General features: G+C 41.2%; 23 protein-coding genes and 6 tRNA genes. 14 read left to right on the forward strand and 15 right to left on the reverse strand.

Going from position 1 to position 23,138, the window contains the following annotated elements; genetic code table 11:
* Positions 1–5 precede the first annotated feature (5 nt).
* The 3 genes from C727_RS0100060 to C727_RS0100070 all read right to left on the reverse strand — a co-directional run bounded on the left by C727_RS0100060 (position 6) and on the right by C727_RS0100070 (position 5,298).
* Positions 6–770, reverse strand: a complete 765-nt coding sequence (locus tag C727_RS0100060) for a DUF3450 domain-containing protein (RefSeq protein WP_017443579.1) — start codon at positions 768–770, stop codon at positions 6–8.
* A 173-nt stretch (positions 771–943) separates the two neighbouring features.
* Positions 944–3,616: a TonB-dependent receptor plug domain-containing protein gene (locus C727_RS0100065; protein WP_017443580.1), complete on the reverse strand. Its 2,673-nt coding sequence runs from the start codon at positions 3,614–3,616 to the stop codon at positions 944–946.
* A gap of 71 nt (positions 3,617–3,687) precedes the next feature.
* Entirely contained in the window at positions 3,688–5,298 is a 1,611-nt protein-coding gene (locus C727_RS0100070; RefSeq protein WP_017443581.1) for a hypothetical protein, read from the reverse strand.
* Between the two features lie 255 nt (positions 5,299–5,553).
* Here C727_RS0100070 and C727_RS0100075 point away from each other — a divergent pair, with 255 nt between their 5' ends.
* From C727_RS0100075 to bfr (C727_RS0100095), 5 genes are all read left to right on the forward strand, one after another.
* A complete protein-coding gene (locus C727_RS0100075) occupies positions 5,554–6,153 on the forward strand; it encodes a 5-formyltetrahydrofolate cyclo-ligase (RefSeq protein WP_017443582.1) in 600 nt (199 codons plus the stop codon).
* Between the two features lie 73 nt (positions 6,154–6,226).
* Entirely contained in the window at positions 6,227–6,883 is a 657-nt protein-coding gene (rpiA, locus tag C727_RS0100080; protein ID WP_017443583.1) for a ribose-5-phosphate isomerase RpiA, read from the forward strand.
* A gap of 96 nt (positions 6,884–6,979) precedes the next feature.
* The gene (serA, locus tag C727_RS0100085) at positions 6,980–8,215 is read left to right on the forward strand and encodes a phosphoglycerate dehydrogenase (protein WP_017443584.1); all 1,236 of its coding nucleotides are present in this window, start codon (positions 6,980–6,982) and stop codon (positions 8,213–8,215) included.
* Positions 8,216–8,417: 202 nt separating this feature from the next.
* Positions 8,418–8,882, forward strand: a complete 465-nt coding sequence (gene bfr / locus C727_RS0100090) for a bacterioferritin (protein WP_017443585.1) — start codon at positions 8,418–8,420, stop codon at positions 8,880–8,882.
* Between the two features lie 12 nt (positions 8,883–8,894).
* Positions 8,895–9,362: a bacterioferritin gene (bfr, locus tag C727_RS0100095; protein ID WP_017443586.1), complete on the forward strand. Its 468-nt coding sequence runs from the start codon at positions 8,895–8,897 to the stop codon at positions 9,360–9,362.
* 12 nt (positions 9,363–9,374) lie between these two features.
* On the opposite strand, the gene C727_RS0100100 is transcribed toward bfr (C727_RS0100095), so the two are convergent.
* The 6 genes from C727_RS0100100 to C727_RS0100125 form a co-directional block, all read right to left on the reverse strand.
* Positions 9,375–10,034 carry a hypothetical protein gene (locus C727_RS0100100; RefSeq protein ID WP_017443587.1) on the reverse strand — a complete coding sequence of 220 codons (660 nt, stop codon included), beginning with the start codon at positions 10,032–10,034 and terminating at the stop codon, positions 9,375–9,377.
* Between the two features lie 65 nt (positions 10,035–10,099).
* Entirely contained in the window at positions 10,100–10,915 is an 816-nt protein-coding gene (gene mazG, locus C727_RS0100105) for a nucleoside triphosphate pyrophosphohydrolase (RefSeq protein WP_017443588.1), read from the reverse strand.
* Positions 10,908–13,109 carry a GTP diphosphokinase gene (gene relA / locus C727_RS0100110; RefSeq protein ID WP_017443589.1) on the reverse strand — a complete coding sequence of 734 codons (2,202 nt, stop codon included), beginning with the start codon at positions 13,107–13,109 and terminating at the stop codon, positions 10,908–10,910. Before relA ends, mazG begins: the two co-directional genes overlap by 8 nt.
* Positions 13,110–13,121: 12 nt before the next feature.
* Positions 13,122–14,465, reverse strand: a complete 1,344-nt coding sequence (locus C727_RS0100115) for a 23S rRNA (uracil(1939)-C(5))-methyltransferase (RefSeq protein WP_017443590.1) — start codon at positions 14,463–14,465, stop codon at positions 13,122–13,124.
* Between the two features lie 126 nt (positions 14,466–14,591).
* Positions 14,592–14,667: transfer RNA gene (locus C727_RS0100120), tRNA-Val, on the reverse strand.
* 9 nt (positions 14,668–14,676) lie between these two features.
* A tRNA-Val gene (locus tag C727_RS0100125) sits at positions 14,677–14,752 on the reverse strand.
* Between the two features lie 225 nt (positions 14,753–14,977).
* Between C727_RS0100125 and gltX the strand changes: the two genes are divergently transcribed.
* The 8 genes from gltX (at position 14,978) to C727_RS0100170 (ending at position 18,695) form a co-directional block, all read left to right on the forward strand.
* Positions 14,978–16,387: a glutamate--tRNA ligase gene (gltX, locus tag C727_RS0100135; protein ID WP_017443592.1), complete on the forward strand. Its 1,410-nt coding sequence runs from the start codon at positions 14,978–14,980 to the stop codon at positions 16,385–16,387.
* Positions 16,388–16,448: 61 nt separating this feature from the next.
* Positions 16,449–16,524, forward strand: a tRNA-Ala gene (locus C727_RS0100140).
* Positions 16,525–16,577: 53 nt separating this feature from the next.
* Positions 16,578–16,653: transfer RNA gene (locus C727_RS0100145), tRNA-Glu, on the forward strand.
* 22 nt (positions 16,654–16,675) lie between these two features.
* Positions 16,676–16,751 (forward strand) — tRNA-Glu (locus tag C727_RS0100150).
* Between the two features lie 39 nt (positions 16,752–16,790).
* A tRNA-Glu gene (locus C727_RS0100155) sits at positions 16,791–16,866 on the forward strand.
* A gap of 61 nt (positions 16,867–16,927) precedes the next feature.
* Positions 16,928–17,521 carry a GspH/FimT family protein gene (locus C727_RS0100160; protein WP_017443593.1) on the forward strand — a complete coding sequence of 198 codons (594 nt, stop codon included), beginning with the start codon at positions 16,928–16,930 and terminating at the stop codon, positions 17,519–17,521.
* Between the two features lie 115 nt (positions 17,522–17,636).
* Positions 17,637–18,206, forward strand: coding sequence for a GspH/FimT family protein (locus C727_RS0100165; protein WP_017443594.1), 570 nt, complete (start codon positions 17,637–17,639; stop codon positions 18,204–18,206).
* A 75-nt stretch (positions 18,207–18,281) separates the two neighbouring features.
* On the forward strand, positions 18,282–18,695 hold the full coding sequence (locus C727_RS0100170) for a flagellar basal body-associated protein FliL (RefSeq protein WP_017443595.1): 414 nt from the start codon (positions 18,282–18,284) through the stop codon (positions 18,693–18,695).
* Here the strand turns inward: C727_RS0100170 and glpG are convergent.
* The 5 genes from glpG to nudE are packed head-to-tail and all read right to left on the reverse strand — an operon-like array spanning position 18,692 to position 21,838.
* Positions 18,692–19,516, reverse strand: a complete 825-nt coding sequence (gene glpG / locus C727_RS0100175; RefSeq protein ID WP_017443596.1) for a rhomboid family intramembrane serine protease GlpG — start codon at positions 19,514–19,516, stop codon at positions 18,692–18,694. The genes C727_RS0100170 and glpG overlap by 4 nt on opposite strands.
* 20 nt (positions 19,517–19,536) lie before the next feature.
* Entirely contained in the window at positions 19,537–19,860 is a 324-nt protein-coding gene (glpE, locus tag C727_RS0100180; RefSeq protein ID WP_017443597.1) for a thiosulfate sulfurtransferase GlpE, read from the reverse strand.
* On the reverse strand, positions 19,860–20,447 hold the full coding sequence (locus C727_RS0100185; protein ID WP_155949138.1) for a YceI family protein: 588 nt from the start codon (positions 20,445–20,447) through the stop codon (positions 19,860–19,862). The genes glpE and C727_RS0100185 overlap by 1 nt, the downstream gene beginning before the upstream one ends.
* Positions 20,437–21,273 (reverse strand): 3'(2'),5'-bisphosphate nucleotidase CysQ, encoded by an 837-nt coding sequence (gene cysQ / locus C727_RS0100190; RefSeq protein ID WP_017443599.1) that lies wholly within the window; start codon positions 21,271–21,273, stop codon positions 20,437–20,439. The genes C727_RS0100185 and cysQ overlap by 11 nt, the downstream gene beginning before the upstream one ends.
* Positions 21,274–21,277: 4 nt before the next feature.
* Positions 21,278–21,838, reverse strand: coding sequence for an ADP compounds hydrolase NudE (gene nudE, locus C727_RS0100195; protein WP_017443600.1), 561 nt, complete (start codon positions 21,836–21,838; stop codon positions 21,278–21,280).
* Positions 21,839–21,881: 43 nt separating this feature from the next.
* Here nudE and yrfG point away from each other — a divergent pair, with 43 nt between their 5' ends.
* On the forward strand, positions 21,882–22,571 hold the full coding sequence (gene yrfG, locus C727_RS17710) for a GMP/IMP nucleotidase (RefSeq protein WP_040459117.1): 690 nt from the start codon (positions 21,882–21,884) through the stop codon (positions 22,569–22,571).
* Here the strand turns inward: yrfG and cysC are convergent.
* Complete coding sequence (gene cysC, locus C727_RS0100205) at positions 22,540–23,133, reverse strand: adenylyl-sulfate kinase (RefSeq protein ID WP_017443602.1); 594 nt, start codon at positions 23,131–23,133, stop codon at positions 22,540–22,542. The genes yrfG and cysC overlap by 32 nt on opposite strands.
* Positions 23,134–23,138 lie beyond the last annotated feature (5 nt).

A 23,138-nucleotide genomic window follows, 5' to 3' on the forward strand; every position in this document is an offset into this window, starting at 1 on the left:
TCCTCTTACTCAGCTGAGTTGATTGGCAAAATTAACAAATCAGGTGCCAGCTGCTTACGTGCGATTCGTAAACCTTTGCTGATGCGCGTGCGATATTCTTGTGATAACTCAACAAATTCTTTTGCATTGTTATCCCAGGCACCACTGTCTTTGCCATCACGCGTTTGATAAATCAAAGCCACACGGCCAACACGTAAAAAATCGACATCACGCTCTTGACCATCAATTTCTAACGTACTTGTATAAGCTTCTATCGTTTTGCCATAATCTACTTCCACTTGATAAGCTTCCAATACGCGACGGAATTTTTCTGACGGAGAAACATCAGCACGATCCATCATGCTTTTTAAATCGGCAATACGCTTAGCGCGCTCGTCTGGTAAAAAAGGTACGTCTAAAGCAACAAATTGCTCTAAACCGTCTATCATGCGTATCATCAATGGCGTGACCTGGCGTTCGACCACTGAAACCTTATCAATAGACTCGTTAATATCTGCCATTTCAGCTTCTTGTGCGCCGATTTGTTTTTCCAGCTGACGGTTGTATACCATCAAACCTTCAATTTCTTTATTAATCGCTTTGAATTGCTGCAAGCGCTCTTGAATATCGTCACTGATACGGTCAATTTTTTGTTGTGACTTTTCAGCTGATTGATTTATTTTTTTGCCTGCTTCTATCGCTGGCTCCAAACTGTCAGCCGCAAAGGCGAAAGAACCAACAGCAACGGCTGATGCAATCACCGTTGTTTTAAACAATTGCGAAAGGCTCATATGTAGCTTCCTAAATAATTTTGAGTGTTTCCGAGAAATTTGGTGATACTGTATTGCGTTTAGATGACAGCTGGATTAATCAAATATTACAGATTTATGACGGGTGTCTTATAAAGACATTAGATAGAGGATATAAAGACACCCTAAACTGGGTGTCTTTATCATTAGAAAAACTAAAATTCGTAGCGATAAGATAAACTTGCACCCACGCCACGGTCACGAGAACGCACCACTATATCAGATTGAGTCACTTCTTGATCTTCACCTAATAAGTTTTGCAATTTTAACTTAACCGTTGTATTGAAGTCAGGGTAATAAGTGTACACAGCGTCTAACGAGTGGAAAGGCTGTTCGTAAGCATCTTGACGGCCACCGATGCCTGACGCGATAATTCGCTCGCCAAATACGTTGTATACAAGTGATGCACTATGTTCACCGTTATCAGAGTCATAACCCAGTTGTAAGTTAACAACATACTGAGAATGACCTGTCATACGTTTAGTCGCGTTGGTTAAACTACCGGCATTTTCACCTGCAATGGTTACCTCTGAGTCACTTAAAGTTAAGTTACCTGTGGTAAATAATCCACTGGTTAAGTAACTCAAATCGTACAACCACTCAGCTTCAATCCCAAATAATTCGCCTGACTCACCGTTAGTAAAACCAGCACTATAAGCCGAATCACCCACCTGTAAAACAGATTCAATTGGCTTGCTTATATCTTTATAAAATGCAGATAGAGCTAGGTTATCACCATTGTCATAATAAAGCTCATATCGCATATCATAGTTCTTTAGCGTACTAGAGACTAACGACGTATTACCTCGAGTTAGTATATCTGTTAACGGGTCTGTATAACTGACGGGTACAACTTCACGTAAGTCGGGGCGAACAACTGTCTCACCATACCCAAAACGTAACTGATACCCTTCACCAATATAAGTCAAACTTAATGCTGGGTAAAAATCATCTTCATTGATGGTTCTTGCTTGCACTTTATCTTCGTTAAACAGGGTTTCTATGGCCGTTGGCGATAAATCAGAGCTAGTAAACTCTAACGCAACCTGCTGGAAACGCTCATACCGAACACCACCACTTAAACGCCATGATTGGTCTAAAAAGACATCAAATTGACCATAACCCGCATCAACTTTTTGTGCTGCCATATAGTCATCAGCCTGATCAATATCTGGCTCGTTAAAAGCGAGTGCAACATTATTGTTATCAATAAAGTCGTTGGACAGATAATTAGTCAAACCTAGGCTATTGTTATAATAGTTTTGCAGATCATCCGTTGTTTCGGCTGTTGAATCAACACTAATAGGTGCACCTGTGTTATTCACGAAAAAGCTTGATGTAGTATAATAACGACCTCGCTCAATAAAGTCCCAGCCGCCTTTTAATTCAATTTCTAGGCCGCTAATCGTCAGAGGCAAATTAACATTACCGCCGTAAGACTTTAAAAAGTCATCCATTTCTACAAATTCATAGTTTATCTGGCCGTTACCGCCACTGACCTCTGAACCAACGTAGTTAAAGTTATCAAAAGTATCGGCAAAGTTATATGTCGCTTTTAACGGAATATCTGTACTCGCTTGCGAGTCAGTATACTGCCAATCAAACCCTAGTCCCATTAAATCTAAAAAGGTGTGCTGGCCTTTAAATTGGTCAACTTCAAGGGTGCGCTCCTGGTATTCAAACTCGTATGATCGGTCAGCCGAGTTTTCAACGATAGTCGCATTACCTTCTTGCTTTTCGGTATAACCAACTGAAGATTCATCTTCGTTGTCTTCGATGTGAATACGGGTATAACTTAAATTATGAGTATTCAAACGATAGCCAACGGTTAGCAAACCATTTAGACGCTCATTTTCTGTACTAGTACGAGAATCCGAACGTGTTTCATGGCATGAATTGTTAAGGTCGTCACGCGTTTCATAATAAATTTTACAGTTGTCCGGTAATTCATTTTCTGGTCGGATAACTGCGTCAATACCTTCTCGGTATTGCCATTTATTGTCATAAGAAACGGTTGCTAAAACGCCAATAGAACCACCAAAAATGTCTTCATCGAAAGTATTGCCGATATGGCCTTGAAAAGACAAATCTGGGTCTAACGACTCCTGCTTAAGCTGCAAATTACGTGGGAACAACTTAAGCAGGTTTTTATTAATTTCAGTCGCTTCTGCGCTCGTCACACTATCTTTTTCAATAATGCCACGGGTGCTGAAATCGCCGTTATACTGCACAATTGCATTGCTGACAGCTTGCGCTAAACCACCTTCATTGCGATCATAAGTATAACCATCTGAGTTATTAGTATTCGTACCTATGCCTAACTGGATACCTGCGGTAAATTCAGATGGGGTCGATTTAGTTCTAATATCAACACTACCACCCCCAAATGCCGCTGGCATGTTAGGTGAAAAAGACTTCTGCACCGACAGACTTTCAATAACACTAGTCGGGAAGATATCCATAGGGATTACGTTACGAGTTAAGTCTGGGCTAGGGATGGCGGCGCCATTTAAGCGAGCACTTGAATAACGCTCACCTAAACCACGTACATAAATGTACTTACCATCAACCAAAGTCAAACCTGTTACACGACGCAACGCTGATGCGGCATCACTATCGCCAGTTCTGGAGATTTGCTCCGCGCCTAAAATATCCGCTACGAACGCCTGATTTTTACGTTCTTCGATAACGGCGGCGGCAGTCCCCTGCAGTCGGCTCGCAGTTGCCACAACTTCTTCCATCGCGGCATCCTGTGCAATAGCGGTGCCTGAGCAAAAAGTCAGCGCCACAGCGAGTGATATTTTTTTCGCTCTATATTGAGTATTCATCGCTTAATCCTATTGCCAATACAAAAAAAAGGCGTAACAAGAGTACGCCTAATCAATAAACAAGTTATAAATTACTCGTCGTCTGCATTGGTGTAAGCATCTTTAACCCAGTCGTACCAATCTGAGCTTGTATCTGTGCTAGAAATCGCACCGATAAAGTCAGTTGCAGTAAAGAATGCATCTTCTGTAGACATATCTTTTGCATCAATTGTGTAGTCAGCATCAGCTTTTGGTAAAGTTGCAAAACCAGTTAAGATAGCCGCATCTGAGTTTAGCAGCTCATTAGAACCGCCATTTTCAAACCAAGTTGCTAAAGCAACGGTCGTAGTACCATCTGCTTTTGCTGTTACAACATCTGCACCATCATCATTTAACTTGGCACAAGCGGCAACCGAGTTCTCAAAGCTAACTTCATTATTAACTATTTGATCTGATGCATCATCTTTATAATCAATACAGTAAGTGTTATTGGCAGCTGTTTTAATTAATACAGTGTTGTACCAAGTTGCAGAAATTGAATCGTCTAGTTTAACGGCGATAGAAGCACCATTATCTCGAACTGAAAGCTCATCCGTTGTGATCACTGTTACGTTAGCGATTTTAGGCGCAGATGCTGGTACAGAAGTGCCTGAAACTTTTACACCATCAGATTCAAAACCACCGTTACCCATGTTGATGTCTTGGCCAGCATCGTTTTTAACAGTGCCGTGTTTAATAAAGATAAACTGAGCATTACCCTGCCAACCCGCATCGATATCAATGCTGTCATCTTGAGTATCTGTCACTGTGATATATTTTAAGTTAACAGTACCACCAAATAATTCGATACCGTCATCATAACCTGCGTAGATGTCGATGTACTCAATCGTAGTACCTGAACCGACTGCAGCTAAAGTTAAAGAGTTAAGGTCGTTACCTTCTTGAGCACCTGCTGGTAAACCACCGGCATAATGAATTTTAACAAACTTCAAAGTACCGCTGTCATCTGTGTCATCGTTGCCACCGTAATAAGTCACAGCACCTTCAGTTTCTGCGTTACAAGTACCAGCGGTACGCTCGTCATCAGTACATTGGTCAGTACGCGCTAAACCGTCGATCATGATGCCACCCCAGTCTTGCGGCTCTGGTGCTTTAACTTTTAAGCTGTCGATAGCATTTGCAGAAGTGAAAATAATTGGGTCGCTATAAGTACCTATAGCTTCGATATTCGCACCGCGGTTAATTTGCACACGTGAAGAAGCGTCATCAAAAACAATAGTCGTACCCGCTTCAATGGTTAAAGTAGGACCATCAAGCTCAATTGTACAGTTGTCATTGGTTGTGTGGCAGCTTTCGCCGATCATTAAAGTTTTTTCAAAATAATGAACACCACCGTTAGGTAAAGCTTCTAAAGTAAGGTCTGTTAAGATTGGTGAAGCTGCGCTTACGAAGTCTTTGTCATAAATACAGTTATTACCTTCAACTGTGCCTTCAACAGTAGCGCCGTCTTTTTCATAAGAGGCACACTCTAATGTATCAGAACCTGTACCTGGGTTAGTTGTTGACGAGTTATTAGAGTTATTAGTGCTGTTATCTACACTGTTATCGATAGAAGTTGGAGTAATGTTGATGTCACCACCACAACCAGCCAAAGTTAAAGATGCAGCAACCGCTGTCATTGCAAAAATGTGCTTAAGTTTCATGTAAATCTCCATGTATATTATCTGAACATGCGTAATTAATTTGCGCTTAGGCTACTGGCAAAAAATGACAATTAGTTGCCAGTAATATTACAGTTGTGTGACAAGTTGTAATTTCCTGTATATGTGAAAATTTGGTTAACACGATAAATCAATAACTTACAAACCACCCCGTCCGCTCAAACTCGACCCATTCATGACCTTTTTGTGACAACCAAAACTCAAGCATTTGCATTAGGTTAAACTTTGTTATTCAATATGATTTTTTATACCCATTTATTTGCAATGAATAAACAAGCTATTCGTCAAAGCATTCGCCAAAAACGGAATCAATTATCGGCCCATGCACAGCAAATTGCAGCCACGGCAATTGTGCGCCAAGCAAATGAACACCTGCTGCTTAATAAGGTATCATCCGCAGCGTTTTACCTTGCTAATGACGGCGAATTAAATGCCATGCCATTATTACAAAGCGCACAATCATTAGGCATTAAAACTTACCTGCCTGTACTACACCCGTTTGCAAAAGGTCATTTAGCCTTCTATCGATATCAAACTAATAACCAAATGACAGTGAACAGATATGGTATCCCTGAACCCGTTTTGGACGCTCGTCATGTCTGTCCCGTAAATCAGCTTGATATCATTTTTTTGCCTTTGGTGGGGTTTGATAAAATGGGGAACCGAATGGGTATGGGGGGCGGTTTTTATGACAGAACGCTTTCCGTTTCACCGCCAGGCACACCAAAATTGATTGGGTTAGCCCATCAATGTCAGGAGGTTGAAGCTTTGCCGGTTGAAAGCTGGGATATCCCGCTACATGGGATTTTGACGCCAGAGCAATTTATTCGCTGTTAATTTTTTATTCTCTCTGTGATAAAGACCCAGAGAACGCTATAATTTAATCAAATTTTTGTTGAATAAGTTTTTTATGAATCAAGATCAAAAGAAAAAGGCCGTTGCTGAAGCCGCAATCCAATACGTTAAAAAAGGTGACATCATAGGGGTCGGTACAGGTAGCACAACCAATTATTTTATAGATGCGCTTGCGCCGATTGCAGCGGATATCGAAGGCGCGGTTTCAAGCTCCCAAGCTTCTACAGAGCGACTTGAATCACTTGGCATCGAAGTTTTTGATTTAAATCAAGTCGCCTCTTTCGATATCTATGTCGATGGAGCTGATGAAGTAAACCCGAATAAACATATGATTAAAGGTGGCGGTGCTGCGCTAACTAGAGAAAAAATAGTTGCAGCGGTCGCTAAACAATTTGTTTGCATCGTTGACGATAGTAAAGAAGTGACAAAACTAGGAAAGTTTCCTCTGCCGATTGAAGTGATCCCGATGGCACGTAGTTATGTCGCCCGAGAAATAGTCAAACTCGGTGGTGACCCTGTATACCGAGAAGGTGTGGTGACCGATAATGGCAACGTTATTTTAGACGTTCATAACTTAATAATAGAAGATCCTGTTTCGCTCGAGCATAAACTTAACCAGATCACTGGCGTTGTGACCAATGGTTTATTTGCCCAGCGCGCGGCTGATGTTGTATTGGTGGCAACCGACTCGGGCGTTAAAACGCGTAGCTAAATAGGTCGCTGTTCAACGCCCAAAAGCAAAAAAGGATGCAAGTTTTTCGTTAATCTATATAATTGTGCGCATTGTCATTAATGCCGTGGGAAGCACATGAGTAAATTTTCTTTAGCGAAAGATAAAATTCGCATCCTTCTACTTGAAGGTGTCCACCAAAGCGCCGTGAACACTCTTAATAAAGCCGGTTACACCAACATTGAATATCTTAAAACGTCATTAGCCGAAGATGAGCTAATTGAAAAAATTAAAGATGCTCATTTTGTTGGCATTCGCTCGCGCACTCAGTTAACCCGAAATGTGTTAACTCAAGCCGAAAAGTTAATTGGCATTGGATGTTTTTGCATTGGTACCAATCAGGTAGATTTAGCAGCTGCGCAAGAACTGGGTATTCCAGTGTTTAACGCACCATTTTCTAATACCCGTTCAGTTGCTGAGCTTGTTATTGGTGAAATATTATTATTATTCCGCCGTATTCCAGAAAAAAGTACTGCTGCTCATCAAGGTATTTGGCAAAAAACAGCCAATGGTGCCATCGAAGCTAGAGGTAAAACTTTAGGTATCATCGGTTATGGCCATATAGGTACGCAACTAGGTATTTTAGCTGAAACCATTGGTATGAATGTTGTTTTTTACGATATCGAAGACAAATTACCGCTTGGTAACGCAAAACAGGTTCATTCATTAGACGAAATGTTAGCCTTGTCAGATGCGGTTTCATTACATGTCCCCGAAACTAAATCAACACAAAATATGTTTGGTGCTGAGCAGTTTAAAGCAATGAAAAAAGGCGCGATGTTTATCAACGCCTCACGGGGTACAGTGGTAGATATCGACGCATTAGCCGAATACTTGTCTGGTGATCAACCCTATTTAGGTGGCGCTGCAATTGACGTATTCCCTGTTGAGCCTAAGTCAAACAATGAAGAATTTGTTTCGCCATTACGTGGTTTGAAAAATGTATTATTAACACCGCACATTGGTGGTTCAACATTAGAAGCTCAAGAAAACATTGGTATCGAAGTGGCCGGCAAACTGGCTAAATACAGTGACAACGGTTCTACTTTATCTGCAGTTAATTTCCCAGAAGTTTCGTTGCCGTCTCATGAAGGTCGTAGCCGCTTGTTGCATGTGCACAAAAACAAACCTGGCATTTTAACCCAAATCAACCAAGCATTTGCAGATAAAGGTATCAACATTTCCGCCCAATATTTACAAACCAGTGGTGATATAGGTTATGTGGTATTGGAAGTTGATTGGGATGACAGCCAATTAGCACTTACACAATTAAAAAACATTGAAGGTACTATTAGAGCACGCGTATTGCTGTAAGTTAACTTTAATTTTTGCTATCTATATTAAGAGGCCATTGGCCTCTTTTTTTTTGCATTAGTATTTATAGCTTGAGCACAAAGCGAAATCTAAATGATAGTTCTTAACAATTGCAAACCATTGATATTAAAAGATTTTTTGACTTATCCGTATTTTGATCTATACTAGGGTCAAAATTTAGCCAGCTACTGGAGTTTAATCTATGCAAGGCGACAAAAAAGTTATCGAGATCCTAAACCGCGTACTCACCGCAGAGCTCACGTCGATTAACCAATACTTTTTACATGCCCGAATGTACAAAAACTGGGGTTTAAATCAACTGAATGGCATCAGTTATAAAAAATCGATCAAAGACATGAAGCAGGCGGATGATTTGATTGAACGTGTATTAATGTTAGAGGGCTTACCTAACCTTCAGCGCTTAGGCTCGCTGAGAATTGGTGAAAACTGTGAAGAGATGCTTAGCTGTGATATGGCGTTTCAAGTTGAACAAATAGAGCTATTAAAACAAGCAATAGCCTTGTGTGAAAACGCGCAAGATTATGTCAGTCGAGATCTACTTGAAGACATTTTAGAATACGAAGAAGAGCATATTGACTGGATCGAAACCCAGCTATATCAAATTGAAAATATGGGTCTGCAAAACTACCTTCAGGCGCAACTTTAAGCGGAGTTAATTATGAAAGGCAAACAAAACATTATAGCTGCACTGAACCGTTTATTAGCCAACGAATTGGCCGCAATGGATCAGTATTTTATCCATTCACGGATGTATCAAGATTGGGGTTTAAATAAGCTTTTTGAACGTATTGATCACGAGTTTGATGACGAAAAAGGTCATGCCTCTGCACTTATTGAGCGTATTTTATTTTTAGAAGGAACGCCAGACATGAGTAAACGTGATGGTTTACAGATTGGCACAGACGTACCTTCAATGTTAGAAAGTGATCTACGTGTCGAATATACTGTAGATAAACTGCTTAAAGAAACGATTGCCTTGTGTGAGCAAGAAAGTGACTATGTTACCCGTGATATCTTACAAAAGCTGCTTGAAGATACTGAAGTCGATCATGCTTGGTGGCTTGAGCAACAATTACGCTTAATTAAAATGTTAGGGCTTCCAAACTATTTACAATCGCAAATGTAGGCCAATTCAGTTTTAGTTGACCTTTTGTTGATATTTAGGCACGTTCGAAAAGGGGGCAGTTTCAGCAATCCAACTGGCTGCTTCTACTTGACCGAGCCGATATATCTCTGCAACAAAAAGATCGGCCGCTGGCCCAGGGATATGGGTAAATGCGGGTGTGTGCTCTAAAAACTCGGGTAGTACTTCTGGATAAGAGATATAATAACCAGCCGCTAAATGCGCTTGTACAAAAGCCTCTTTTTCGGTTTTTATTGTCGCCAGTATTTTTGTCACTTTAGCTGGATAAATGATCACAGTACGCTGTATTATTTGGCCTTTTAGATAGTCGCTAATATCATTCTCACTCGACTTAAAGACCCTTTGATATAACTGCTGTGGGTTATTGTTAATCCACTCATCTAAATATTTATGAAATGCCCTCTGATTGTTTTCAGCCGCTAAATGAATCAAACGCTGCACTGAATAAACTTTAGGCAATTTCTGACTCATTAATTCATTCCATAAGATACTTTGGGCGTCTTTTTCGCCATCTACTTTGTTTTTTGTGACCTGAGTTGTAACAGTAGGTTGTGCAACGCTTGACGCCTCCGTGTCATCAAAAACCTCTCCCACCAAACGAAAAACAACAAAAGCTATGATTAGTACTAAAATTAATGACTCTATTCTTGCCACACTTAGAATCCATCTAGATTACAATGTACCTTATATTAGACGTTAATTCGTTTAAGATACAGGTTTCACTTAGTCTGAGTGATTTTTTTTGCTTGTTGCCATAAGTGTTCCATCTCAGCAAGAGACAATTGTGTAAATTTTTGTTCGGGTGCCTGGCATAGATGTAACGTCTCAACTTGCCTAAACCTGGTTTCAAACTTATCACTGGCTTTACGTAAACACTGCTCAGCATCAATTTTTAAATGCCGGCTAACATTCACTAATGCAAACATTAAATCGCCTAGCTCTTCTTCTACTCTGGCTTGGTTATTTGGCTGCTCGAGTTCGACATCAAGCTCTGCAAGTTCTTCATGCACTTTCGCTAATGCGCCTTGCAGATGCGGCCAGTCAAAGCCAATCGCTGCGCAGCGCTTTTGCATTTTTTGCGCGCGCGACAATGCGGGTAAACGGGTTGGAATATCATCTAAAACACTGGTGGCCGTTTGTGCACGGGCTTGTCGCTCTTTGGCTTTTTCAGCTTCCCAATTTGCTTTAATTTGCGCCTCGTCAGCAAGGATTTGGTCGCCGAATACATGAGGGTGGCGACGCACTAACTTTTCGCAAACCGTATCAACAACGTCTGAAAAACCAAAACGTCCCTCTTCAGTGGCAAGTTGACAATAAAAAATAACCTGAAACAAAAGATCGCCAAGTTCACCTTTTAATTCTGAGTAGCTGGCACGTTCAATCGCATCTGCCACTTCGTAGGCTTCTTCTAATGTATAAGGCACTATACTTTGATAAGTCTGTTTCAAATCCCAAGGGCAACCTGAATCCGGATCTCTTAGTGACTGCATAATTTTTATCAAATCATCTAATTGATACGCGTTCTTTTTAACCATACAACCTCAAGGCTTCGTAAATATCTGGCAACTGGCTAATTTTAGACATTAACCGAGTCAAAACTTCTAGATTGGGCACCGACATATTAATGTCGATGGCCGCTTCGTTTTTCTTTTCGTCCGAATGGCTAGAGACGCCCAATACATAAGCTTTTTCGTTAGCTAAGATGGTCGTAATATCACGCAATAAACCACTTCGGTCGAGTGCTATAACCCGTACTGTTACCCGATAGCCATCCGCCTCATGGCCGCCCCAGTTAACATCTACTTGTCGTTCTGGATGTTGTTTTAACATTTGCTGCAACTGATCACAGGCGCTTTTATGTACTGAGATACCTTTCCCCTGGGTAATATAACCTGTGATCATATCGCCTTTAACCGGTTCACAGCAGCCAGCTAAATAGGTTAATAAATTACCAACACCTTCAACCACAACACCTTTGTTTTGACTATTTTTATGACGGCCAGGTTCACTCTTTTTAATCAAGCGCTCAACATCAGGCGTTGCTTGATTTTTCTCTAATCGGCTTTGGATAAAGTTAATAATTTGGCTAGCACTGATATCACCACCACCGACTGCTGCGATCAAGTCGTCCAAGGTATGCATGTTAAAACGACTCACAGCGGCTTCAGCATCCTGCAACGTTAAACCATTGCGGCGTAAATCGGCTTCTAAGGTTTCTTTGCCTTCATTAAAGTTTTTCTCTTTGTCTTGCTGCTTAAAGAAGTGCTGTATTTTAGCGCGCGCGCGGCTTGAATTAACATAACCCAAATTCACGTTCAACCAGTCCCGCTTCGGGTTCGGCTCTTTAGCCGTCATAATTTCAACTTGATCACCGTTTTGCAGCTGATAGCTAAAAGGCACAATCCGGCCTGAAATTTTTGCCCCAATGCAACAGTGCCCAACATTACTATGAATATAATAGGCAAAGTCTAATGGTGTACTACCTTGCGGAAGATCTACAATGTCACCCTTTGGCGTAAACACATAAACTCTATCTTCAAACACTTGGCTACGAAGTTCTTCAAGCATATCACCTTCGCCGTTGACATCTTCTTGCCACTGCAATAGTTTGCGTAACCAATTAATTTTTTCTTGGTAACTATCTTCTTTACCGTTTGCGGTACCTTCTTTATAACGCCAGTGCGCAGCGACCCCGAGCTCAGACTCTTCGTGCATCTTGAAAGTACGAATTTGGATTTCAACTGGCTTTCCTTCTGGCCCAATAACGACAGTATGAATTGACTGATAGCCATTTGCTTTAGGCGCTGATATATAATCATCAAATTCTTTCGACAATGGCCGCCACTTCATGTGCACAGCCCCTAAAACCCGATAACACTCAGCTTCGTCATTGACTAATATTCTGACCGCTCTAATATCAAATAAACGCTCAAAGCTAAGGCCTTTTTTCTGCATTTTTTTCCAAATGCTATAAATGTGTTTTGGACGTCCAAACACCTCTCCTTGAATATCTAAGCTTTTAAGTGCCGCTTTCACCTCACCAACAAAATTGCGAATGTATTTGGTTCTGTCGCGCCGCTTTTCATCCAACATACCCGCAATTTTTTTATACGAAATAGGATGCTGGTAGCGAAAACAATAATCCTCTATCTCCCACTTGATCTGCCCAATTCCTAATCGGTTAGCCAGTGGCGCATAGATAGTTGCTGCCTCTTTCGCCACTAATACTCGAGTTTCTTCATCGGCATTTTTTGCCAACCTTAATTCGATAATACATAAGGCCAGCTTAATCACAACAGCACGAACGTCTTCGACCATAGCCAACAGCATTTTACGGATATTATCAACTTGGTCGGCTGACAATTCACCATGCTTTTGATGGTGCAAAATGTGGATAGCAGCCATCTTTTCAATGCCCTGCACTAACTGCCAAATTGTTTGGTTATATTCAGAAGTAATGGCTTCTTCACTAATCAAAGATTGCTGCCAATATGGATAGATCATCGCCGCACTTAACGTCTCAAGATCCATATTTAAGGTATTTAATATCTCAACCAACTCACGTGAGATATTTAATAATAGCGGCTCGCTGCTAATTTCAGCAAGTTGTTGGTGACAATGTTTGACGCCTTCAAGCCGCTCGGGGTCGGGAAAGTCGAGTGTTTGTATCCACTCGTCAAACGTCATAAAGGCTTTGTCTTTTTCATGAGACTGTCTAACAGTAACCATAATCCTATTCCATTATCGGGAAGTTTTTCTAAATAGAGCCATAGTTTCAACATGGGCAGTATGAGGAAACATGTCAAGCAGGGCAATTTTATCAATCTGATAGCCATTTTGTTGTAAAAATTGGCTGTCTCTGACGAGCGAGTTAGCATCACAGGCAATATAGAGAACATGGCTGGCTGACCATTGCGCACTTTCGGCGCACAGGCTAGCTGCTCCTTCTCTTGAGGGATCCAGAATGATTTTGTTCACACCATTGTAATTAATCTGCTGCAAACTCGTTTTATCAGCCAGATCAAGCTGCGCAAACTCAACATTGGTTAGTTGATTTAATTTAGCGCTCTGACGAGCACTCTCCACTGCAGAGGCGACCCCTTCATAACCAGTTACCTTCGCAACATATTGTGCAATTGGCAGCGAAAAATTACCACTGCCGCAAAACAAATCTAATACGCTATCTGCCGCTGTTAACGATAACCAATTAATGGCTAATGCCACCATTTGCTGATTAACTTGACTATTTATTTGAGTAAAAGCGGTCAGAGGTAATCGGAGCGTTAAGCCATCCAATTGATAAGATGTTTTTGACAAATCCAATGAGGGATCTGTTAATGGATAAACTTGGTGATTGTCTAGCTGAGCAACAAATTCAACATTATAAGTTTTACTAAATTGGGCTAAATACCCTAAGTCATTTAAATTTGGCTGCTTTGCAAGCCGTAATATAATAAATGCTGTTGTTGTGGCGTGGTGCAACTCGACATGGAAAATATCTTTTTTACAGCTGAGTTTGTTTAAACATTCGGTCAATTCTGATATTTTTTGCTTCAATGGGTGGTCCAGCACCGCACAATGATTAATCGCCACTATTTTTTTACTGCCTGCCGCTCTAAAACCAATTTGCAAGCGATCTTTTTTCCCTTGGTACCAAGCCGCTAATCGAGCCCGATTACGATAATTCTGTTGCGAACTTTGTACTGGAGGCTGCCAAGGCAAATCCGCAATACCAATTTTGTTAAATAAACCATTCACAAAATCTTTTTTAACGGACAATTGTTCCGAACGATTTAAATGCTGCAACTGACAACCACCGCATTTATCATACCAAGCACAAAAGGGCTTTGTTCGCGCCCGACTAACCTGATGGATTTGATTGAGGCGGGCGACTGTATGATTTTTTTTATTTTCTATACAGGTGGCATCAACTATTTCATCAGGCAAAGCGCCATCAATAAAAATAACTTTACCCGCTTGGCGAGCAACACCACGGCCTTTTTGATCTATACCAGTCACAACTAGTTTTGATAACGTTTTGCTCTTTTGTGTTTTTTTGGCTGGCGATTTAAATAGCTGTACCATTAGGTGTCTCGTTTACAATCATTCGGTTTGATTATACGCGATAGAAAAAAATTGTTTATCTTTTTGCAGAATTAAAGACTTAGTTTTTAAACAAAAGAGTAGAAATTTATTTGCGCGGTAAAGGAATGGTGGATGCTACTGGACTTGAACCAGTGACCCTCGCCTTGTAAGGGCGATGCTCTCCCAACTGAGCTAAGCATCCTAAAAAAAGTGGTGGACGCTACTGGACTTGAACCAGTGACCCTCGCCTTGTAAGGGCGATGCTCTCCCAACTGAGCTAAGCGTCCGACATAACTTCGCAGATTCAAACCCTGCGTCGCTGTGTGTGGTGCGCATTATAGGCATGCGAGAATATCTGTCAACAAAAAAAGATAAAAAAAATGGGTTATTTTTCAGTTTGTTCAATAAACAGCCAATGTCCACAAAATTCATTTGAAAATGGGGTTAGTCAAGCTGCCTTAGCATTGTTAAAATAAGCCTTTGAAGTTAATTATTCACTGACGGTATTAAAAATGACGATTAAAACACGTTTTGCCCCCAGCCCAACCGGCTATTTACATGTAGGTGGCGCCCGCACCGCACTTTATTCTTGGTTATTTGCAAAAGCCAATGGTGGCGAATTTGTCTTAAGAATAGAAGATACAGACATAGAGCGCTCGACTCAGGCCGCTATTGACGCCATTATGGACGGTATGCAATGGTTAGATTTAAGTTGGGACCAAGGACCGTATTTTCAAACCGAAAGATTTGATCGCTATAAAAGTTTAATCGAACAGTTATTGCAGCAAGGTCAAGCGTACAAATGTTTTTGCAGTGCTGAAGAATTAGAAGAAATGCGTGAAAAACAAATGGCGGCAGGCGAAAAAGCCAGATATAACGGAAAATGGCGTGATCGGGAGGATCATCCTGAAGGCCAGCCTTATGTGATCCGCTTTAAAAATCCTCAAACCGGCAGTGTTGTTTTTGATGATAAAATCCGGGGACGCATTGAAGTATCTAACAGCGAATTGGACGACTTAATTATTCAGCGTTCAGATGGCTCACCTACATACAACTTTTGTGTTGTGGTAGACGATTGGGATATGGGCATTACTCATGTTGTACGTGGTGAAGATCATATTAATAATACCCCACGACAAATCAATATTCTAAAAGCGCTGAACGCCCCTATTCCTGAATATGCCCACGTGTCTATGATTTTAGGTGATGATGGTAAAAAGCTTTCTAAACGTCATGGCGCGGTTAGCGTTATGCAATACAGAGATGAAGGGTATTTACCACAAGCCCTGTTAAATTATTTAGTACGACTGGGCTGGTCGCATGGCGATCAGGAAATCTTTAGCCGTGAAGAAATGCTTAAGTTATTTACCTTAGAAGGTATTAACAAAGCTGCCAGCGCATTTAATACCGAAAAACTTGTGTGGTTAAACCAACACTATATTAAAACTCTGCCAGCAAGTGAGGTCGCCGCGCACTTACAATGGCATCTTAAACAACAAAAATTAGACATCAGCGAAGGCCCTGCAATTGAAGATGTAATTCAAATTCAAGCTGATCGAGTTAAAACTTTGGCTGAGCTGGTTTCTGTTTCACGTTACTTTTATGAAGATTTTGACGAATTTGACGAAAAAGCGGCAAAAAAACATTTGCGCCCTGTCGCTAAAGACGCTTTAGAAAAAGTCGCCGAAAAATTAAATGATTTAGATAACTGGACAACCGAAGCGTTGCACACAGTTATTAATCAAACAGCAGAAGAGCTAGGCGTAGGCATGGGTAAAGTAGGTATGCCTTTGCGTGTGGCCGTTTCTGGTAGTGGTAATTCGCCTTCACTTGATCAAACAATTTGTTTAATTGGTAAACAAAGATCGCTCAAAAGAATAGCACTCGCATTAGAATTTATAAATAAGCGAGAAAATTCATAATTTTTAGTTGACATGCTGGGGCGCTGTGAATAGAATGCGCCCCGCACTTAGGGAATGACTTGGGGCCATAGCTCAGCTGGGAGAGCGCAACACTGGCAGTGTTGAGGTCAGCGGTTCGATCCCGCTTGGCTCCACCAATTATTCTTTGTGCATTGGCCTAACAACTTTATGTTGTTCTGAAGTATTCAGCGTCCCATTCGTCTAGAGGCCTAGGACACCGCCCTTTCACGGCGGTAACAGGGGTTCGAATCCCCTATGGGACGCCACTTTATTTTTTGCTGTACCTATGTCCCATTCGTCTAGAGGCCTAGGACACCGCCCTTTCACGGCGGTAACAGGGGTTCGAATCCCCTATGGGACGCCATCTTTTGGCACTCAGCAATAAAATTTAGTCACTTTCAGCGTCCCATTCGTCTAGAGGCCTAGGACACCGCCCTTTCACGGCGGTAACAGGGGTTCGAATCCCCTATGGGACGCCATCTTTTCTCTTATCATTTTGTATGCCATAATAAATTCACTTTCATGCCGTAAGAGCTGTATATGAAAACCAATCATAAACCTGCATTTGGTTTCACCCTACTAGAATTGTTAATTACATTAGCACTCGCTGCCATTGTTTTAACCACAGGCATTCCCAGTTTATTAGATACCATGACAGAAAACCGAGTGAAAACTGTGATGATGGATTTAAACCAAGACATAATTGCAGCTCGCAGCTTTGCTATCAGTTACGAAACCAATGTTACTCTTTGCCCACTTAGTGATAAAAATGAATGTACGGATAATTGGAAAAACGGCTATACCTTATTCACCGACCACAACCAAAATGCTAAATTTGATAGCACTGACGAAAAAAAGCTAGTGGTTCGCAATAAAATAGATAATGCAGATACCTTTATTTTTAGCGATGGAAAATTTATCCAGTACCGCTTTGACGGCACCACAATTAATAGTTTTGCTAACAATGATGAGGCCATTTTCAGCTACTGCCCAGAAGTAGATGAACCCCAGCGATATTCAAAAGCGCTATTGATCAGTATTAGTGGCCGGCCTAGAATGAGTCAAGATTTAGACAATGATGGCCGTGATGAAATCTATTCAGCCAACGAACATATTACTTGCGGTAATAACTGACAACTAAAGTTTACAAAAATCACGCCCCTGATATTAAACCAATTAGACCACCCTGCCCACTCCTGAGTCGACTTGGCTAAAATGAATAGATACATTGCAAGATGGCAGGCAGAACATGGAAACGACATCAGCATTCGGATTTACCCTGTTAGAGCTATTAATCACTCTCGCTCTAATGACTATTGGACTGACGATCGGCGTGCCAAGCTTGCTGGAAATTCTGGTCGAACATAGAGTCAATAACGCCATCATTCAGCTCAATCAGAGCATTATTTTGGCTCGTACTTTAGCCATTCAAAAAGAAGAGTCTATTATCATTTGTCCATTAACTGCATCCGGCCGATGCGAAACAAATTGGAAACAAGGTTATAGTATTTTTATCGATAAAAACGACGACCGCAAATACCAAGAAAAAATCGATACTTTAATTTCTCGGTCGCAACATATAAATAACAAAGATAGGCTGACTTATAGCGGTGGCCGTATGCTCAAATTTAATCCACTTGGTCACCTTAGTGGTCGCGCTGGTACTTTTAGATATTGTCCCCTTGCTGATTCAGAGTCAGTTTATGCGCGGGCTATTGTGGTGAGTTTATCAGGTCGGCCTCGTCAATCAGCCGATATTGATGGTGATGGTAAGGATGAACTGGCTGGGGCAAATGATCATATTCGCTGTTTAGAATAAAAAAGAATTTTAATCGCGCCAGATACCGAGTAATATTAGTTTAGTTTTTTAGTCAATAGATACCGAGTAGTATAGATGCAAGCATCCCCCAAAAAAACCACAGTTAATTTGCTTATCAGCCTGTTACTGCTTGTTTGGGCATCTAAAAGTATCGCTCAACAAGATGATTTTGCTTATTATGGTTTTGAACCAGATATCATTACCAATTATATTAATAACCGAAACAAACCAGGTTATGTGCGTTTAAGTATTGAGTTAATGGTAGAAAAGACAGACTACTTAAACTTGGTTGAGCACCATTCTCCGTTGCTCAGAGATGCAATTGTTGAAATTATAGGCCAAGCACCAGAAGAGCAAATAAAATCGCTCAGTGGGCGGGAGTCTTTACGTAAACAATGTGTCGACAAAATAAAAAGCCTACTGCAAAAAGAAACAGGCAATCCATTAATTCGGGATGTATTGTTTACTAATTATATTTACGATAGCTAACGTCGTGAGGCAAGCCCATAACCGATACCAGCAATTAAACCGCCTAAATGCGCCCAATTTGCCATTGGGATTGGCAAAAAACCGGTAAAGCCGATCACCAACCATAACAACATCATAATAAAAATGCCGTTAGGGACTTTAAAGGGTAATTTATTTTTAGCTTGCGCGACCATGGCATAACCTAATAGCCCATATACCACACCAGATAGCCCTAAAAACCATGGATTTTCCATTACATATTGCAATGCATGAGCAGCGACAGCCGATAATAAAAATAAATTCAGCAGCCATGGAGCGCCATAATGTTTTTCTAATTGGCCACCCAACCAAAACCACCAAAACAAATTAAAGACTAAATGAGTCGGGCTGCCATGCATCAAAGCAGGAGTGATCAGGCGATAGATCTCTAATAGTTCAAAATGCTCTGCGGACGCTGGAAAGCTAAACCTTTGATAAAGCCAGTTTGCACCACCCAATACTTCAACACCATATATCACTAACATCAACATGGTGCTAATACGAACAAAAAACCCTGAATCTCGCCAGATGCTTTTTAATCCCATAGTGCCTACGGTTTGAGACCTAAGAATATTATCTGTTTCGCCCCGTTGCCAAGATGCATCTAAAAACTTTTTATCGTTTGGGTTATTCACAAACTGATCAAGTAAATGTTTGGCTTCATCAAAGCGGTTAGCGTCATAAAGGCTGAGTTCAGCGCCCGCTTCGCTGTCAACGATTTGGTTGTCGATGCCTTGCACATGTAGGTAGTCGGCAAACGCTTTGGCTGTGCGCTTGTCTGCAAAAGTTGCCAGGTGTATCAATCTAACTCCGCCCTGCTCATTTAACCCGCTTCGGTATGCTCTGGAAAGCTCTTATGCCAAGCTTCAAAACCGCCATCCAGGCTGTAAACCTCAGTAAACCCTTGCTGCGCGATATATTGTGCCGCTCCCTGACTTGAAATACCATGGTAACACACAACCACCACAGGCGTTTCATACTCTGTTTGGCTGACAAACTCATTAAGCGAGCTATTCGTTAAATGGAACGCGCCTTTAATATGACGGTTTAAAAAGCTATTTTGATCACGAATATCAACAATCTCTAAGCTGTTTTTTGCTTGTAAAGCTTTTAATTGCTCACAGTTAATATGTTTAAAATCTGTCATTATTTTTGTTTAAAGGTCAAATTAAAAGTCACTGGAACCGTCTGAGTGATCGACGGTAATGCTGCAAGTTCTTGCAGTTTGTTTAACCCCGCCACTAGCGCAAAGTCTGCTGCATTAATCAATACAGGCTGACGTGCATTAACAACTAAATCACCCTGGTTCGTTTTAAATACAACCGCTTTAATATTTAGCGACTGAGTTTGCCCGTGTAAGCTCAAACTGGCATCAAATTCAATATTTTTACTTTCACCAACGGCCAAAGTACGGTATTGCTCAGCGCTAAGTTTAGCGGTTAGTTCAGCTGTCGCAAACTGCTCTGTTTTAAATAAAAACTTTTGCATACGCTGATCACGGATCTCAATACTTGTATTAACTGAAGTTAAGTCAATCGAGATAGTCGCTTGGCCTGAATCCGACAGCTTTCCTGACAGCGTATCAAATTTGTGAAGCTCAGTTATCTGGCTTTTTTTGGTAGATAAGAAGTTGATTTGGCTAGCTGAGTTATCTAGTGTCCAGGCTGCCATCAATGGGCTGCTCACTGTCATTAACACAGCAGATAAAAAACACATTTTTAGTTTATTCATCATCTAACATCCTTTCAGTTTTATGCGGAATAATAACACTCTGCCAATTTACGCTTGGATCGCCTAACACAAAAAAATCTGGATTAGACAAGGTTTCACGTTGGTTGTAGCTTAATTCTGCAAACTCGCTATCTATAATGTCACCGCCAGCTTCACGCAAGATACAGTGACAAGCGCCCGTATCCCATTCACCGGTTGGCCCTAACCGTAAATAACAGTCGGCGCCACCTTCAGCAATTAAACAGCTTTTAAGCGAACAACTACCTAAAGCAATGGTTTTATATGAGTGTTGCCCTTTAATATATTGCGCTACTTTAGCATGATCTTGCACTCGAGATACAGCCATGCGGAAAGGTTTTGTCAAATTCACCTGGTTGGCATAAATACGGGTAATTTTATCACCGACCTGTTTAAACGCACCTTGGTCCTTTACAGCATAATACCAAGTATCCTGAGTCGGCCAATAAACGACCCCTAGACTTGGTACACCAGCAATTATCAAAGCAACATTAACAGCAAAATCTCCACTTCTAGAAACAAACTCTTGGGTTCCATCCATAGGATCTAATAACCAATATTGCTGCCATTTACGGCGCTCACGAAAACTTACATCACAAGCTTCTTCTGACAAAATGGGTATATTAGGGGTTAACTTGGCCAGTGCTTTCATTAACACTTCATTTGCGGCAAAGTCAGCCGTCGTCACTGGAGAATCATCTGACTTTTCAAAAACGGCAAAGTCGCCGGCATGGTATATGTCTAAAATCGCTTGGCCGGCTTGTTTGGCAATATTTTTTACATCTGCTAAATATACGAGGGGATCAGTCATGGATTTAAAAATACTCTTGTGCCATAAATAAAGCGGCAACACTGCGCGCTTCACAAAAATCGTCTCGAGCTAACAGCTCTTTTATATTATGAATCGACCAAGGCACAATATCCAAAGGTTCTGGCTCATCCCCGGCCAATTTTTCTTCATAAAGAGACTTAGCTAACACAATGTTCATACTGGCACCAAAATATCCAGGGGCAACCGTTAAACTTTTAAGAGGGATCAGTTCCCGGCTGCCCATACCTATTTCTTCTTTTAACTCCCGGTTAGCGGCAGCTTTGAAATCTTCTCCTTCATCAATCAGTCCTTTTGGAAAACCCAGCTGGTAGTTATGGGTTCCGGCTGAGTATTCACGGATCAACAATATGGTTTCCGCGTCTAACATAGGGATCATCATTACCGCGCCATACGTTCGGCGATTACCTCTTAAGCGCTCGTACTCCCGTTCTTGACCATTGCTGAACTTGAGCTGCAATTGTTCAATTTTGAATAGCCGACTCGACGCCACTGTTTTTTGCTCAAGGATCTCGGGGAGTTGCTTGTCAGTTAGGGATTTTTTCATCTGCCTGTTATACTTAAATCGTTTTTTTCAAAATAACCTAATAATGATTATGCTGCAATGGCAAGATATTGAAACCGTGTTACTCGATATGGATGGGACCTTGCTGGATCTCCATTTTGACAATCAATTTTGGATCCACCATCTGCCGAAAAGATATGCTGAACTGAATCAACTACCGCCGGCTCAAGTACAGCAGCAAATGGCTGCCAAATATCAAGCTATGCAAGGTCAGCTCGACTGGTACTGTTTTGACTTTTGGGAACGTGAGTTAAATTTAGAATTAATGCCGCTTAAACAGGAGCTCGCGCACTTGATTAAAATAAGACCCAGTGTCATTGATTTTTTAACTGCGCTTAAACAGTCACACTGCAAGGTCATTTTATTAACCAACTCGCACCGAAAAGGATTACAAATGAAGTTTGCGCTAACGGATATCGAGCAATATTTTGATCAAGTCATTAGTAGCCATGATTATGGCTACTGCAAAGAGCAGCAAGCATTTTGGCAAGCGGCCGAAACTGCATTAGAGTTTAAACCCGAGCAGAGTCTCTTTATTGACGATAGTTTAGCTGTATTACAGGCTGCGCAAACTTATGGCATAGCTCATTTAATAGCTGTTAACCAGCCTGATAGTCAACAGCCAGTGCGCCAAATCAACCAGTTTAATGCGTTGACCCACTTTGATGAACTCACCCGAGATCTTAAAAATAGCCTTGCTCACGCAAATAGCTAACTACTTGCTCAGCGCATTCGGCAATGCTTTTATCCGCTGTTTTAATGTGGATCTCCGGCTCCTCAGGTGCTTCGTATGGTGAGCTGATACCAGTAAAATGTGGAATTTTACCGTCACGCGCTTTTTTATATAAACCTTTAGGGTCGCGCTGCTCACAAACCGCGAGTGGGGTATCGATAAAAACTTCAATAAACTCACCTTGCTCAACCAGGTTGCGGACCATCTCGCGATCCCCTCTAAAGGGTGAAATAAATGCGGTTAAAACTAACAAACCCGAATCAACAAAAAGTTTGCTGATCTCACCAATACGACGAATGTTTTCAATCCTGTCTTCATCACTAAAGCTTAAATCTTTATTGATGCCGTGGCGCACGTTATCTCCATCAAGCAAATAACTATGGGCGCCAGCTTCAAATAATTGCGCTTCAACGGCGTTCGCAACCGTGGATTTACCTGAGCCACTTAACCCAGTAAACCATAAAATGCACGGTTTTTGTTTTTTTTGTGCACTTCGCTCTGTTTTACTGACATTAGTTGTATGCCAGACAATGTTTTCGTTCATATCTT

Source organism: Gayadomonas joobiniege G7, assembly GCF_000300815.1.
Lineage (GTDB): Bacteria > Pseudomonadota > Gammaproteobacteria > Enterobacterales > Alteromonadaceae > Catenovulum > Catenovulum joobiniege.

Coding starts and splice junctions, on each gene's coding strand:
- C727_RS0100060 (WP_017443579.1), bottom strand. CDS start 770: ATGAGCCTTTCGCAATTGTTTAAAACAACGGTGATTGCATCAGCCGTT.
- C727_RS0100065 (WP_017443580.1), bottom strand. CDS start 3,616: ATGAATACTCAATATAGAGCGAAAAAAATATCACTCGCTGTGGCGCTG.
- C727_RS0100070 (WP_017443581.1), bottom strand. CDS start 5,298: ATGAAACTTAAGCACATTTTTGCAATGACAGCGGTTGCTGCATCTTTA.
- C727_RS0100075 (WP_017443582.1), top strand. CDS start 5,554: ATGATTTTTTATACCCATTTATTTGCAATGAATAAACAAGCTATTCGT.
- rpiA (WP_017443583.1), top strand. CDS start 6,227: ATGAATCAAGATCAAAAGAAAAAGGCCGTTGCTGAAGCCGCAATCCAA.
- serA (WP_017443584.1), top strand. CDS start 6,980: ATGAGTAAATTTTCTTTAGCGAAAGATAAAATTCGCATCCTTCTACTT.
- bfr (WP_017443585.1), top strand. CDS start 8,418: ATGCAAGGCGACAAAAAAGTTATCGAGATCCTAAACCGCGTACTCACC.
- bfr (WP_017443586.1), top strand. CDS start 8,895: ATGAAAGGCAAACAAAACATTATAGCTGCACTGAACCGTTTATTAGCC.
- mazG (WP_017443588.1), bottom strand. CDS start 10,915: ATGGTTAAAAAGAACGCGTATCAATTAGATGATTTGATAAAAATTATG.
- relA (WP_017443589.1), bottom strand. CDS start 13,109: ATGGTTACTGTTAGACAGTCTCATGAAAAAGACAAAGCCTTTATGACG.
- C727_RS0100115 (WP_017443590.1), bottom strand. CDS start 14,465: ATGGTACAGCTATTTAAATCGCCAGCCAAAAAAACACAAAAGAGCAAA.
- gltX (WP_017443592.1), top strand. CDS start 14,978: ATGACGATTAAAACACGTTTTGCCCCCAGCCCAACCGGCTATTTACAT.
- C727_RS0100160 (WP_017443593.1), top strand. CDS start 16,928: ATGAAAACCAATCATAAACCTGCATTTGGTTTCACCCTACTAGAATTG.
- C727_RS0100165 (WP_017443594.1), top strand. CDS start 17,637: ATGGAAACGACATCAGCATTCGGATTTACCCTGTTAGAGCTATTAATC.
- C727_RS0100170 (WP_017443595.1), top strand. CDS start 18,282: ATGCAAGCATCCCCCAAAAAAACCACAGTTAATTTGCTTATCAGCCTG.
- glpE (WP_017443597.1), bottom strand. CDS start 19,860: ATGACAGATTTTAAACATATTAACTGTGAGCAATTAAAAGCTTTACAA.
- C727_RS0100185 (WP_155949138.1), bottom strand. CDS start 20,447: ATGATGAATAAACTAAAAATGTGTTTTTTATCTGCTGTGTTAATGACA.
- cysQ (WP_017443599.1), bottom strand. CDS start 21,273: ATGACTGATCCCCTCGTATATTTAGCAGATGTAAAAAATATTGCCAAA.
- nudE (WP_017443600.1), bottom strand. CDS start 21,838: ATGAAAAAATCCCTAACTGACAAGCAACTCCCCGAGATCCTTGAGCAA.
- yrfG (WP_040459117.1), top strand. CDS start 21,882: ATGATTATGCTGCAATGGCAAGATATTGAAACCGTGTTACTCGATATG.
- cysC (WP_017443602.1), bottom strand. CDS start 23,133: ATGAACGAAAACATTGTCTGGCATACAACTAATGTCAGTAAAACAGAG.